Annotated in this window: 15 protein-coding genes and 1 pseudogene; 12 read left to right on the top strand and 4 right to left on the bottom strand. The window is 35.7% G+C overall.

What is annotated here, in order from left to right:
- Positions 1-204 precede the first annotated feature (204 nt).
- Together G9F74_RS05400 and G9F74_RS05395 are read left to right on the top strand one after the other, a co-directional pair.
- The gene (locus G9F74_RS05400; RefSeq protein WP_000963370.1) at positions 205-777 is read left to right on the top strand and encodes a TetR/AcrR family transcriptional regulator; all 573 of its coding nucleotides are present in this window, start codon (positions 205-207) and stop codon (positions 775-777) included.
- 215 nt (positions 778-992) lie between these two features.
- Complete coding sequence (locus G9F74_RS05395; protein ID WP_016107981.1) at positions 993-3,932, top strand: YhgE/Pip domain-containing protein; 2,940 nt, start codon at positions 993-995, stop codon at positions 3,930-3,932.
- Positions 3,933-4,084: 152 nt separating this feature from the next.
- On the opposite strand, the gene G9F74_RS05390 is transcribed toward G9F74_RS05395, so the two are convergent.
- Positions 4,085-4,231 (bottom strand): hypothetical protein, encoded by a 147-nt coding sequence (locus G9F74_RS05390; protein ID WP_000264964.1) that lies wholly within the window; start codon positions 4,229-4,231, stop codon positions 4,085-4,087.
- A gap of 274 nt (positions 4,232-4,505) precedes the next feature.
- On the opposite strand from G9F74_RS05390, the gene G9F74_RS05385 reads away from it, so the two are divergent.
- The 5 genes and pseudogenes from G9F74_RS05385 to G9F74_RS05365 all read left to right on the top strand — a co-directional run.
- Positions 4,506-4,721, top strand: coding sequence for a hypothetical protein (locus tag G9F74_RS05385; RefSeq protein WP_000977616.1), 216 nt, complete (start codon positions 4,506-4,508; stop codon positions 4,719-4,721).
- Between the two features lie 36 nt (positions 4,722-4,757).
- Positions 4,758-5,060: a DUF2087 domain-containing protein gene (locus G9F74_RS05380; protein ID WP_000140282.1), complete on the top strand. Its 303-nt coding sequence runs from the start codon at positions 4,758-4,760 to the stop codon at positions 5,058-5,060.
- A 51-nt stretch (positions 5,061-5,111) separates the two neighbouring features.
- Positions 5,112-5,201, top strand: coding sequence for a YjcZ family sporulation protein (locus G9F74_RS05375; protein WP_000505668.1), 90 nt, complete (start codon positions 5,112-5,114; stop codon positions 5,199-5,201).
- A 396-nt stretch (positions 5,202-5,597) separates the two neighbouring features.
- Positions 5,598-6,773, top strand: coding sequence for a cell wall-binding repeat-containing protein (locus tag G9F74_RS05370; protein ID WP_016107982.1), 1,176 nt, complete (start codon positions 5,598-5,600; stop codon positions 6,771-6,773).
- Between the two features lie 108 nt (positions 6,774-6,881).
- Positions 6,882-6,968: pseudogene (locus G9F74_RS05365) on the top strand (YknW family membrane protein); the annotation flags it as partial.
- A gap of 19 nt (positions 6,969-6,987) precedes the next feature.
- Here the strand turns inward: G9F74_RS05365 and G9F74_RS05360 are convergent.
- Both G9F74_RS05360 and G9F74_RS05355 read right to left on the bottom strand, forming a co-directional pair.
- Positions 6,988-7,488 (bottom strand): DinB family protein, encoded by a 501-nt coding sequence (locus G9F74_RS05360; protein WP_016107983.1) that lies wholly within the window; start codon positions 7,486-7,488, stop codon positions 6,988-6,990.
- A 92-nt stretch (positions 7,489-7,580) separates the two neighbouring features.
- Entirely contained in the window at positions 7,581-8,522 is a 942-nt protein-coding gene (locus G9F74_RS05355) for a helix-turn-helix transcriptional regulator (RefSeq protein WP_001082252.1), read from the bottom strand.
- A 196-nt stretch (positions 8,523-8,718) separates the two neighbouring features.
- Between G9F74_RS05355 and G9F74_RS05350 the strand changes: the two genes are divergently transcribed.
- Positions 8,719-9,732, top strand: a complete 1,014-nt coding sequence (locus G9F74_RS05350) for a LacI family DNA-binding transcriptional regulator (protein WP_000103728.1) — start codon at positions 8,719-8,721, stop codon at positions 9,730-9,732.
- A 40-nt stretch (positions 9,733-9,772) separates the two neighbouring features.
- On the opposite strand, the gene yhfH is transcribed toward G9F74_RS05350, so the two are convergent.
- Positions 9,773-9,901 carry a protein YhfH gene (yhfH, locus tag G9F74_RS05345; RefSeq protein ID WP_000567010.1) on the bottom strand — a complete coding sequence of 43 codons (129 nt, stop codon included), beginning with the start codon at positions 9,899-9,901 and terminating at the stop codon, positions 9,773-9,775.
- Positions 9,902-10,103: 202 nt separating this feature from the next.
- On the opposite strand from yhfH, the gene G9F74_RS05340 reads away from it, so the two are divergent.
- The 4 genes from G9F74_RS05340 to G9F74_RS05325 all read left to right on the top strand — a co-directional run bounded on the left by G9F74_RS05340 (position 10,104) and on the right by G9F74_RS05325 (position 14,136).
- Positions 10,104-10,838, top strand: a complete 735-nt coding sequence (locus G9F74_RS05340) for an MBL fold metallo-hydrolase (protein ID WP_016107984.1) — start codon at positions 10,104-10,106, stop codon at positions 10,836-10,838.
- A gap of 9 nt (positions 10,839-10,847) precedes the next feature.
- Positions 10,848-11,837 carry a lipoate--protein ligase gene (lplA, locus tag G9F74_RS05335; protein ID WP_000897290.1) on the top strand — a complete coding sequence of 330 codons (990 nt, stop codon included), beginning with the start codon at positions 10,848-10,850 and terminating at the stop codon, positions 11,835-11,837.
- A 176-nt stretch (positions 11,838-12,013) separates the two neighbouring features.
- Entirely contained in the window at positions 12,014-12,439 is a 426-nt protein-coding gene (locus G9F74_RS05330) for a hypothetical protein (RefSeq protein ID WP_000822230.1), read from the top strand.
- 164 nt (positions 12,440-12,603) lie between these two features.
- Positions 12,604-14,136, top strand: a complete 1,533-nt coding sequence (locus G9F74_RS05325; protein ID WP_016107985.1) for a fatty acid--CoA ligase family protein — start codon at positions 12,604-12,606, stop codon at positions 14,134-14,136.
- The last annotated feature ends 16 nt before the right edge of the window (positions 14,137-14,152 follow it).

Below are 14,152 nucleotides of genomic sequence, written 5' to 3'. Positions count from 1 at the left end.
AAGGTTTATCTATACATCTTAAGAACACCTTTTCTTTTTCTCTTTCCATCTGATACACTATGACAGTATTATATGAATGGACTGGAATTTTTTTATACTGGAAATAATAAAAAAGAGAACTTGTATAGAATGTAAGCGTGTGGTAATATCAAAGATGTACTGATTGACTATATTATCCAATTGGTCATTTTTGGAGGTGACGATGTGGCGATAGATCGAAAACGTTCTATTATTGAAGCTGCAACAAAGTCTTTTTCAGCGTTCGGTTATAAAGCAACAACGATGGATCAAGTAGCGAAATTAGCGAATGTAGGAAAAGGAACGATTTATACTTTTTTCAAAAATAAAGAAGAGCTATTTGGCGAAATTATTTCTAATTTAATTACAGAAATGAAGCAAGTTGCAGAAAACGCAATTCGTTCAGATGTTTCATTTTTTGAAAATGTACATAAAGCATTATATAGCATCTTAGAATTTAGAAAAGAACATCAGCTCATGATTAAGTTAATTCAAGAAGAGCGCGATATGGGAACGAAAGAAGTACAAGAAGTGATGCAACAAGTAGATGTGGAAATCGTTTCTGTCATTCAATCGTATTTAAAGATTGCGATTGAAAAAGGTGAAATTAGCAAATGTGACCCAGAAATTACAGCATTTATTATGCTTCGCCTATACGTATCGCTCATTTTTGATTGGGAAAAAAATCATGAACCGCTAGAAAAAGAAAAAATTGCAGAATTATTTGAACTTTATTTATTAAAAGGATTGTCAAACTAAGATAATCCTTTTATTATTATAAAAAATGACCAATTGAACAAAGTAGTCATATATTTATTTTAGGAGGGATAATATAAATATTCACTTCATAGTAAGGAACAGTTGCATAGTATAAATTCGGGGATAAGGCATATGTATGAATAAGTATAGCCTTTTTGTTTGGGTGAAAATGACTAAATGAACATTTTAGTCATTTTGATAAAGGGGGAGAAATGATGAAATGGAATCAGTTACTTCGTAAAGAGTTTACTGAAATTATAAAAAGTAAAAAAATATTAATTCCAATTATCGCGGTATTATTCGTACCAATTTTATATGCAGGTATGTTTTTATGGGCCTTTTGGGATCCGTATAAACAGTTAGATGATTTACCAGTTGCGGTAGTCAATTTAGATAAAGGTGCAGTATTTGATGGAAAACCAATTGAGGTCGGAAAAGGGCTCGTTGATAATTTAAAAGATAACACAAGTTTTAAATGGGAATTTGTAAGTGAAAAAGAAGCGAAAAAAGGAATGGAAGGCAGAAAATATTACATGTTAGTACGCATTCCTGATGACTTCTCAAGTAACGCTACAACGTTATTAAAAGATGATCCGAAACCATTAAACTTAGAATACATTCCAAACGAAAGCTTAAACTTCTTATCTTCACAAATTGGCGGAACAGCCATTGAAAAAATTAAAGGTGAAGTATCAAGTACGTTAACGAAAACATATGCAGAGAAAATGTTTGATTCCATTAAAGACGTCTCAAAAGGATTAGCAAATGGAGCGGAAGGTGCAAATAAACTACACGACGGATCAAGTGAGCTGCATGATGGTTCAAGTAAAGTGACGGATGGCCTTCATACACTTCAAGGGAAGTCTGGGGAGATGAAGGATGGAGTAGGGAAACTATTTGATGGATCTGGGAAAGTAACGGATGGACTTTATACGTTGCAAGGAAAGTCCGGGGAAATGACAGTTGGTATTAATAAACTGTTAGATGGATCTGGCCAGGTAACAGCTGGTTTGTATACGTTGCAAGGAAAGTCAGGAGAGATGACAACAGGCATTGCTAAGTTATTAAATGGATCCAGTGAAGTGACAAATGGAGTAAATAAATTAACAGCTGGTTCAAGTCAGTTAACAAATAATTTAAATACATTTGGAAATAAAACGGGTGAATTACAAAAAGGTGTGGATGACCTTTCAATTGGATCAGGTCAATTATATGGGGGATTAAACGATTTAACTGGCCGATTTATAACATTTAATAATGGTTTACATGATGCTTCTCTCGGATCTAGTGATTTGAAAAAAGGTGCTACTAACCTTTCAAATGGGATGAAAACGCTGGATAGCGCACAAGGTAACCTAGAGCAAGGAGCTCAAAATATTCAACAAGGTTTACAAAATTTAAATAATCAATTGGAAGGTTTTAAAACTGGATCATTGAACGTGAAGCCAAATGTAACAGGTTCATTGAAACAAGTAAATGACAAGATAAATGGAGCTGAAAATAATATAAAACAATTAGATGCAACTGCGCAGTCGAATGTAGAGAATGCAAATAAAGCAATGCAAGATGTAGCGGCTTTACAAGAACAGATTAAGGGCTTACCGGAAGAATACCAAGAAAAATTAAAGCCTTTTATTACGAATGCTACAAATAGCACTGCTGTTGTTCAAAAGAATTCAGCAGGAGTAGCAGGTACGACAGGTCATTTAAAAACTGAAGTATCGAATTTAAAAGAGAATGTAAGTGAAACCGTTAATGGATTACAAACGGAATTACCGAATCCTCAAGTTTTAAAAGAATTAGCTATGGGTGTTGAAAAGTTAACGAATGGACAGAACGGTTTTGTTACTAAATTCCAGGAATTCGGTAAAGGTTTAGATGAAGCAAAATCTGGAACTGTAAAAATTGAAGAAGGTAGTCAGCTGTTAGATGGGGGAATAAGCAAATTAGCTGAAAATGGTCCGAAACTTATAAACGGATTAAATGAGTTAACAGCTGGTTCAAATAAGATAAATGGCGGGTTAAATAAATTATCAACAGGGTCAGAACAGTTAACGTTGGGAGCGAATAAGTTAGCGGACGGTTCTAATAAAGTAACAAGTGGTTTAGGCCAGCTAACAAATGGTTCCGGTCAAGTGACAACAGGCTTAGGCACATTATCAGGAGGAACAAACCAATTAGTCGATGGAGTCAATAAGCTAGCAGACGGTTCTGGCCAAGTGACAACGGGCTTAGGCACATTATCAGGAGGAACAGGCCAATTAGTTGATGGGGTAAACAAGTTAGCTAATGGCTCTGACCAAGTGACAACAGGATTAAGTACATTATCAACCGGCTCAACCCAACTAATCGACGGCGTAAATAAACTAGCAGATGGCTCAGGAAAAGTAACAGATGGCCTCGTAAAAGTAAACGACGGTTCAGGTGAACTTGCTGAAAAGCTTGGCGAAGGGGCAGAGAAAACTGGTGAAGTGAAAGGGACGAATAAAACATTTGATATGTTTGCAAACCCTGTAAAAGTAAAGACAGAGAAATTAGCGGAAGTTCCAAACTACGGAACTGGATTTACACCGTATTTCTTATCACTCGGTTTATTTGTTGGGGCATTACTATTATCTATCGTATACCCATTACGCGATACAGTCGGCGTTCCAAAATCAGGATTTAGCTGGTTTATTAGTAAGTTCGGCGTTTTACTATCAGTCGGTATTATTCAAGCGATAGTAGCAGATGTCATATTACTGTTCGGATTAGGTGTAGAAGTGCAAAGTATTCCATACTTTATATTATTTAGCATCGTTACAAGTTTAGCATTTATCGCATTAATTCAATGTTTAGTAACAGCATTCGGTGATGCAGGGCGTTTTATCGCCATCATCACATTAATTATTCAGCTTACAACAAGTGCTGGAACATTCCCACTAGAATTGATTCCGAAGTTTTTACAACCATTTAATACGTGGTTACCGATGACGTACTCTGTATCAGGATTGAAAGCAGTCGTATCAAGCGGAGACTTTAACTTCATGTGGCAAAACATAGGAATACTCATGATCTTTATCGTCGTATTATCACTTGGAACAATCGCTTCCTTAACTTGGATGCACAAACGACAATTTAGAAATGTTGTTGAAAATCAATCGATTGAAGTTTAAAAAAAGCACCTTGTAGGTAAATATTTATAATAACGAAACATTGGAATGAAAAGCCTGTATCAATAATTACTCAGTGATTATCGATACAGGCTCTTTTTATTGGATCTGTTCATAAAGATTGCTGTTATTAGAGCATTTTTCTTTTCGTTCTTTCATTCCATTTTTATTCTTTTTAATGCTAATTCAGCTGCCATTTTCCCGTTATGTTGTCCGTGCTCTTTAACCCAATTTAGTTTTTCGCTAGCTGGCACGTATCTATGGAAACCTAGAATTTCAGCCGCTCTCTCTTGTATCCACATATCCGATTCGTCCAAGAGGGGAAGTGTTTCATGCAATTGTGTATAAGGAGTTAAAGCGATAATTGAAAATTAATATTGAGCTCTTTTTTCTTCCGTTAATTCAGGTTTTTTAAGAAGATTTTTCAATTCTTAAATGGCTTGTACATCTTGCTGTAGTTGCAGTTCATCCGTATTTTCTTTGGAACAAGGATAATCTTTAACTTCTAATTGCAGTCTAAACGAAAGAAAAGGACTTACAGCAATTTACAGAGAAAACTAGAATAGGGGAGTTGATATGATGAAACAAAAATCTCGCTTCTATTTTATAATATATCCACTAATCACCTTCTTGGTTTATACACTATATCCGATTTTATTTCACAAAAAAGAACATACGAGCATGAAGGATATACTGGGAATGATTGTAACGTATTACATTTTAATTAGTGGATATTACTTTATTGATTTTTTAAGTGAAAGAATAAAGAAAAACGGTAAAGAAAAACAGTAAAGTTTCACTATTTAAAAGCTGATGGAGGATAACAAAATGACCGAAAGCGAAATGAAATTTAGGGATACGAACATTCGTAACTTTTTCGATAAAGAGAATCGTTTAAAATCGATTCCAGGTCAAAAAAAGAAAAAGTTAGTGTTATTAGAACATTTGATTAGCAAGTTAAACGTTGAAAATCAATATACAGAGAAAGAAATAAATGTGTTCATAAAACAATATCATGATGATTTTTGTACGATTAGAAGAGAATTTATCGTGCATGGGTTTATGGATCGAGAGGATAATATGTACCATATAAATGGGAGAGAAGTTTGGACGAAGTGGGAGGAGTTATAAATGTAATGAGTAATTCCTAGTTTGCCTCTCTTATCTAAAGAAGGAAATATTATGGGCTTTGGTGGTAGTTGCGGTGAATTTGCTTTATTAGTTATATTGTTTATTTTATTAATCATCGTTGGAGCTGCTTGCTTTTGCTAAAAAACTATGGAAAAGACACTCTTATAAGAGTGTCTTTTCTTTATGAAGACGTAATCCCACAAAAACATTTATTTATGGGGGCTTGCCAAATACTCATCAACCTAAGAAAATAGATCACTCCATAATGAAAAATTCACGTTTTTACAGTTAGTACTGAAAATTCGGCTCAGCCTTTTCGTTTTAGAAAAAGTAATATTTTAAGTTGATAGATGTGTAATATTACCTATATTGTAACGTATAAGTGAATTTAATGACTTTAACTATACTTTTGTTTCGTTTCATTTAAAAATATTACGATTATATTACAAAAACTATTGATTATATCTAAATAGCGTAATATAATACTGTTTGTGGAAATAAAAACAAAAATTATTCATTATTTGGGGGATATGGAAAATGAAGAAAGTTATTTTACCAGTTTTAATGTCTGCTATGGTTATAGTTCCGGCAGTATCACATGCTGAAAAACAAGATAATGTGAAACAGACTACTGCAAAAGCAGAGCAGACAATTCAGCAAAGTGGTTGGGTAAAAGTAGGGGATACATGGTATTTCTATGACCAAAAAGGTATGAAGAAAACAGGCTGGTTACAAGATGGTGGAAAATGGTATTATTTTGATGGTAATGGAAAAATGCAAACAGGTCATATTGTATATCAATATGAGGGTTACTTACTGGGAGCAGACGGTACAATGTATGCCAATGAAGGTTGGATTCAGTATGGTGGAAAGTGGTATTATGTACATCAAGGTGGAAAGCTACATTACGGATTGCTTGAATATAATGGGAAAACTTATTTTTTAAATCCAGATAATGGGCAGATGTTTACGAAAGCTTGGATTGGGGAATATCATACAGGCAATTATTTTCTCGAAGATGGATCAATGGCAATAGGTTGGACTTCAATTGATAATAAGTGGTACTATTTTAACGATAAGGGGCTTAGTTATAATGACTGGCTAAGCTATAACGGAAGCTGGTATTATTTTGTAGGTGGTAAGATGCAAACAGGTTGGGTACAAGATAATGGAAAATGGTACTACATGAATACAGACGGCACAATGAAAACAGGCTGGGTAAAAGAAAATGGAAAATGGTATTATCTGAACTCAAATGGCACGATGAAAAGTTCAGAAAATGGATGGAAAGACTGTTGGTTAGATGAAGGAGGAAAGCGCTACTTTTTCGATGACAGTGGTGCTATGCGTACAGGGAAACTAGCTGAAGGCGGCACTTCATGGTATTTTAATCCAGATGGATCTATGGTGAATGGATGGAAAATAGTGGATGGTGACTGGTATTACTTTGATGAGAAAAGTGGAGCGAATCATGAAGGTTGGTTAAACTACAATGGCAAGTGGTATTACTTTTATGATGGCCCAATGACAACTGGTTGGGTACAAGTGAATGGCACATGGTACTACTTGAATGAAGATGGAACGATGAAAACAAATTGGTTACAAAAAGATGGAAAATGGTACTATTTACAATCCAATGGTGCAATGGCAGTGGGCAAACATTTCATTAATGGAAAATGGTATTCATTCAAAAATGATGGCGTTATGATGTAACAAAGATTTTTAATTGAATAAATGACAATAGATATCTATTTTAAGATATTTCTATGATGAAAAAAACACCTGTGAAGGTGTTTTTTTCATCTTTACAGTTAGTTATTACTTATTCCTCTTATTCTTGCACTTTTCGTTTTCACTAGTTTATTAGCGAGCATGGCTGGATTTATGCAGGAAATATCTAAACTGTAAGGATATGTGGGAAGTAGAATTATAAAACTTTTGTTTCCAATCTTTCTTTCTGACGAAGATGATGTGCAAAATGCATAGAAATGAGCTGAAACCATTCTGCCGTATTTAAGTAACCAAGCCCAGGGTGTTCGACTTTACAAGCACTTCGAATAGAAGTAATTGTTGGTTCAATGTCTTTAACAACTGTAATTAATTTCAGAAAACGCTCTTGTACTTCTTCTTTGTTAATTGGATTTTCTGGCGTATATCCAGGATGATTTGGTACTTTGATTTGTATGTCTGGGAAAGCACCAAGTTTATATACTTTTTCACCCATATCCGTTTTTTTGTTAGTTACTGATGGTGTTTCGCCTTTACATTTTGTGATTGCATCTAATTGCATGTATGTGGAAGCAATTAGATGATTATACATTTGACCGAGAGACCATTCCTCACTAGAAGGCTTCATCCTAAATTGTTCTATAGAGTACTTTTCTAATTCCCCTATGTAGTACGTTGCTAACTCTTCAAAATTCTTCATATCACTAACTCCTTTTTATGAAAATGTATTTGTTACTACCTACTATAAAGAAGTAATGCTGACAACATTATGTCAGTAGTGAAATATAAAAATTAAAGTTTTAACATTTTTTTTGCTTCATCACGGATTTTCTCAGAAAGAATTTTTGGCTCAAGTACTTGCACTTGGCTTCCCCAGCTCAATACCCATTGAAACACTTCGTCTATGTTTCTTGATTTCAAAAAGACATGGAAACCATTATCTTTATGCTCGTATGAATCTATAAAAAAGTATCGGGATTCAATAATTTTATGTGCAATATGAGATGGAAACAATAAATGAATCGTAACAATACGATTGTTTTCAGGTTGATAGTCTTGTAAAGAAAAGTCTTTCGGTTTTGTAAAAAATTCTTGTTTTTGCTGTAATGTATCCATACGGTCTAAACGAAAATTACGTATTTGTTTCCGAAGTAAGCAATGAGCAACGATGTACCAAATTCCTGAAATATTGACTAAACCGTAAGGATGAACAGTCCGCTCTATTTTTGTGGTTTCTCTTGGCTTACGATAAGAAAAAGAGATAGCTTGCTCGTTTTGAATTGCTTCTTGTAGCAAGAAAAGTTGGTTCTCTAGTTTTTCTTGCTCGGCTTGCTGGTTTGAAAATATAGGAGAAAGGAAACGGAAAGTACCTCGTAACCCCTCAACTTTCTTTTTTTGATCAGTAGGGAGGATAACCTCAAGTTTCTCTTTTGCCGATTGTGCATGTGCAGAAAAAGAAGAAGTGAAAGTTTTCTCGATATAATCACCGCCTAATAAAAGGGTAACAGCCTCTTCAGGGGTAAGCTGAATGGGTGGTAAGAAATATCCATCCATTAATGAGTAGCCGTGGCCGGGCATTGCAAAAATTGGGACACCAGATTCACTAAGTGCATCCATATCTCGATAAATAGTTCTTATACTTGTCTCAAATTTTCCAGCTAAACTTTGTGCTGTAACAGTTTGTTTTCTTTGTAATTCAATTAATATTGCTAATAAACGATCCGTTCGATTCATGAAATATCATCCTTTATTTTTATAAATATGATCACTGTAAAATTCTAAAAGTAATACATTTTCCCCTACTATTAACAGACTTTTTCCTATGTATAATATTAATATAGTAAAATCATAACAACCTATATTGCAGTTTCCAATAATATACTATATAATCAGGATAAGAAAACGTTTTCATGCAAAGGGGGAGAATTTCGTGTCGACTATCGAGGACGTGGCGAAATTAGCGGGGTTATCAAGGACAACGGTTTCTAGGGTGATCAATAATCATCCATATGTTTCAGATGAGAAGAAAAAAAGGGTTCAATTAGCAATGAAGCATTTAGGCTTCGTTCCTAATTCTGCGGCGAGAAGGCTTCGTAAACAAAAAACAGAAACAATTGCGGTGCTTGTTCCAAGGATTACAAATCCTTTTTTTAGTAGATTTATTGAAGCAATCGAGATTGCTGCTTCTGAGCATAAATATAAACTGATTATTTGTCAAACAAGATATTTACCAGAAAAAGAGATGGAGTATTTACAATTATTATCTACGAAACAAGTAGATGGGATTATTCTATGTTCACTAGAAAATCCATGGGAAGATGTAGAGCCGTACTTACAGCACGGTCCAATCGTGTTATGTAATGAATATATTGAGGAAGCAAATGTTCCAACAGTGAAATTTGATCATGCACAAGGAGCATACATAGCTGCCAATCATGTATTAGAACAAGGATATCGTAATCTTATTTTTTGCCGTGGTAACGAAACCAAAGTTGTTAGCCAACAGCGGAAAATGGGCTTTTTACGTGCAATAACTGAGAAGAGCCGCCAAGTAGAAGCGATTGATTTTCTTGAAAACGCTTTCTCTTGGGATGATGGGAAGCGAATATTCCATGAAGTATTAAAGGACAAAAAAAATCCTACCGCGATTTTGGCAGGAGGCGACGAGGTTGCAGCTGGAATTATCTCAGAGGCGAAGCGCCATAACTGGAGTATTCCAGAGGATCTCGCTGTTATCGGTTTTGATAATCAAATTTTATCGCAGATTACTGAGCCAGGTATTACGACAATTGAACAGCCAATTGATGAAATGGCTCGAAAAGTTGTCGACCTGATGATGGATAAAATCCATACGAAAAATTATCGTAAAAAAGAATTGTATGAGTTTGAACTGGAGCTCTTGGTGAAAGGTTCAACGATGAAGGATACGATGTTATTAGCCTAGTAGACTATGTCTGCTAGGTTTTTTTTCTGTTCACAAACTACTACTCTTCGTGAACGCAGTCATCACATTTGTTATGGTATGCTTCGTGCTGCTCATCAATTTCTTTCCCGCAGTGCGCACAAGTTTTCGTCGGTAAATTTCTGAAAAACTCCATTGGTTGATCGATCATGTCAATTCCTCCATTTCCATTTCTTACTATCATTGTATTAGTACAAAAAATAAAAGTCAACAACTGTTTTATAACAAATTGAAAATTAATGAAAAAGTTTAGGAAATGGATTATAGTTAACAATGTAGGATGTAAGTAAAAAACTTTCTCAAGTACGGAGAAAAACTGCATTCCTACTCGGTTTTAGAAAGGATGGATACATATGAAAATGACTGTTGTCGGCTTTTGGGGCGGCTTTCCAGAAGCGGGAGAAGCAACGTCGGGGTATTTGTTTGAACACGATGGTTTTCGTTTACTTGTAGACTGTGGTAGTGGTGTACTAGCACAGCTTCAAAAATATATAACACCATCTCATATAGATGCAGTTGTACTTTCGCATTACCACCACGATCATGTTGCAGACATTGGGGTATTGCAATATGCGAGATTAATTACAAGTGCGACAAAGGGACAACTACCGGAATTGCCAATATACGGTCATACGTTTGACGAGAATGGATTCCATTCTTTAACGCATGCACCGCATACGAAAGGAATCGCGTACAACCCAGAAGAAACACTTCAAGTTGGACCGTTTTCTATTTCATTCTTAAAAACTGTTCATCCTGTTACATGCTTTGCGATGCGTATTAAAGCTGGTAGTAACGCTGTAGTATATAGCGCTGATTCCAGTTATATTCCTGAATTCATTCCATTCACAAAAGATGCTGATCTTTTCATTTGTGAGTGTAATATGTATGCACACCAAGAGGCTGCAAAAGCAGGGCATATGAATAGTACAGAAGTGGCAAGTATTGCGAAAGATGCGAATGTAAAAGAACTTTTATTAACGCACTTACCGCATATAGGAAACCCATCTGATTTAGTAACAGAAGCAAAACAAATTTTCAGTGGCCATATTACGTTAGCTCATAGTGGCTACGTATGGAATTTATGAGGTGATACGATGTTATTTATTGATAATAAAGGGATTACAGACCCTAGAATAAACTTAGCGATTGAAGAATATTGTGTGAAGAATTTAGATATTAACGAAACATATTTACTGTTCTACATTAACGAACCTTCCATTATCATTGGTAAAAACCAAAACACAGTAGAAGAAATTAATGCAGATTACGTAAAAGAACAAGGTATTCATGTCGTTCGTCGTCTATCAGGCGGGGGCGCGGTATATCATGATTTAGGAAACTTAAACTTCAGCTTTATTACGAAAGATGATGGAGACAGTTTCAGCAACTTCAAAAAATTCACAGAGCCTGTAACGAAAGCGCTTGGTAAATTAGGCGTAAATGCAGAACTAAGTGGTCGTAACGACATTTTAGCTGAAGGTAGAAAAATTTCAGGTAACGCGCAGTTCTCAACGAAAGGTCGTATGTTCAGTCACGGTACGTTACTATTTGACTCTGAAATCGATCACGTCGTATCGGCATTAAAAGTAAAAATGGATAAGATTCAATCAAAAGGAATTAAATCAATCCGTAGCCGCGTTGCGAATATTACAGAGTTCTTAAACGAAAAAATGACGACAGAAGAGTTTAGACAACTTCTTCTAGAAACCATTTTCGAAGGCGAAACAGAAATTCCAACGTACGAATTAACAGAAGCGGATTGGAAAGAAATACATAAACTTTCTGAAGAGCGCTACCGCAATTGGGATTGGAACTACGGAAAATCTCCGAAGTTCAACTTACAACATTCGCACCGTTTCCCAGTTGGACAAGTTGACGTTCGTCTTGAAGTGAAAAAAGGAACAGTAACAGAATGTAAAATTTACGGTGACTTCTTCGGATCACTAGATGTTCATGACATTGAAGAACGCTTAACAGGCGTACAGTTCGATAAAGATGCATTCACTATAGCTTTAGAAGGCGTAGATATCGTACGCTACTTCGGTAATATTACAACAGAAGATTTCTTACATTTATTCTTCTAAAAATGGGGGAGGCTGTCATAAAGGGCAGCCTCTTTCTTTTTGTTTGGATTGTCACTTTTGGTTTTGAGTTGCGGCTAATATAATTTCACTTATCACAAATATCTTCCTCAAAACACCACTCACGAGTCATCTGCCCCTTATAAAGGAATATACATAATAAAAGGAGGTGGATCAAAATGAAAAGAATAATGTGCGTTGTATTATTGCTCAGCTTCCTCATCGGGATGACAGCGTGTAACGATGAAACCTCCTCAAGTCGTACAACTTTATCTATTGGAAAACCAGCGAAGGATAATGTTATATATTATACGCATACGGATAACAAACGAAAGATAGATGATATACAAACTATGTTTCAAAATAAGAAATGGAAAAGAAATGAAATGTTTAGTACTGTTGGTAAAATACCAGATGTTGTCTTGTCTATAGATGAAGACGATATAGGGTTACCGACAGTATATGTTACAGTGTACTTTCATGAAAATGGAGCGGACGCGATAAACTTGTATGGAGAGCATACAAGTTTAAATAAAGAAGAACTTGAAAAGCTTAGAGAAAAGATAGGTGCATATTATCCTAAAATGATTTCTGTCCTCGTTTAATAATTTGCTGGCAAGTGAAAGTACCTTATTTTCCCAAAGTTATTCAATAGGAAGCACGCCGTGTATATGCAGTTAATAGGATATTACTTGCCACTTTAATTTTCTTTTAATATAATTAATTTAGAATTTTTAAATATTCTAAATTTTATAAAGGTGGGGTTTGTGTGAATCTCGTTCAATCTTTGGCTGAAACGGCAAAAAAGAAGGGGGATAAACCGGCTTATGTTTTTATGGATCAGTCGGTCTCATATGACCAATTAAACAAAATGGTCACAAGGTTTTCTAGCAATTTAGCAGAAATGGGCATTGGAAAAGGGGACAATGTCGCATTAGTTGTTGGGAATTCACCACATTTTTTAGTCGGTTTATACGGAACAATGAAAGCTGGGGCAACTGTTATACCAGTTAATCCAATTTATACAGCAGACGAAATGCATTATATTTTACAAAATGGAGATGTAAAAACAATCATCGTACTCGACGTCCTTCTACCTGTTATACAATCTCTTACAACAAGACTTCCTTCACTAGAGAACATCATCATATGCGAAACCTCATCAGATTTTAATCATATAGAAACCGAAAAAATGAAAACGTTTACTAGTTTTATAGGAACTGGAGATGCGACTTACGAAGGTCCGGAACTAGATGAAGAAGATGTAGCGGTTATCCTCTACACTTCAGGCACAACTGGAAAACCAAAAGGTGCTATGTTAACAAATAAAAATTTATATAGTAACGCAAGCGATGTGGCGTCGTATTTACAATATACGGCCGATGATCGCGTCGTTGCGGCACTGCCTATGTTCCATGTATTCTGTTTAACAGTTGCGGTAAATGCACCGATTGTGAACGGGGCAACGATTTTAATGTTACCGAAATTTAGTCCGAAAGAAGTGTTCCGTATTTGTCGTACGTATGAACCAACGATTTTTGCTGGCGTACCGACGATGTACAATTATTTATATTTATTTGAAGAAGCAAGCGCAGAAGATGTGAAGACGCTTCGCCTTTGTATTTCAGGTGGTGCGTCAATGCCTGTTGCTCTTCTGCAAAACTTTGAAAAACGTTTTGACGTAATTGTTTCAGAAGGATACGGTTTATCAGAAGCATCACCAGTTACTTGTTTCAATCCGTTAGATCGCCCGCGTAAACCAGGGTCAATCGGCACAAATATTTGGCATGTAGAAAATAAAATTGTGAATGAACTTGGGGAAGACGTACCAGTCGGCGCAGTCGGTGAATTAATTGTTCGTGGACCTAACGTTATGAAGGGTTACTATAATGCACCAGAAGATACAGCTGCGACATTAAAAGATGGCTGGCTATATACAGGAGACTTAGCGAAAATGGATGAAGAAGGTTACTTCTATATCGTTGATCGTAAAAAAGATATCGTCCTAGTTGGTGGTTATAACGTCTACCCTCGTGAAGTAGAGGAGGTACTATATACGCACGAATCAGTAGCTGAAGTTGTCGTAATTGGTGTACCAGACGAAAACTTAGGAGAAGCAGTGCGTGCTTTCGTCGTTCTGAAACAAACGAACGTAACAGAAGAAGAGCTGATGCATTATTGCACGTTACATTTAGCAAAATATAAAGTGCCAATGAGCATAGAGTTTTTAACAGAATTGCCGAAGAATACGACGGGTAAGTTGTTAAGAAGAGCTTTGAGAGAAAAAGCGATGCAAGTGTAAGAATGGGGGGCAACCA

Source organism: Bacillus sp. EKM202B, assembly GCF_011066025.1.
In the GTDB taxonomy this organism is placed as follows: Bacteria; Bacillota; Bacilli; order Bacillales; family Bacillaceae_G; genus Bacillus_A; species Bacillus_A toyonensis.
The sequence above is the reverse complement of the archived record's forward strand: the minus strand, read 5'-3'. Positions and strand labels throughout refer to the sequence as shown.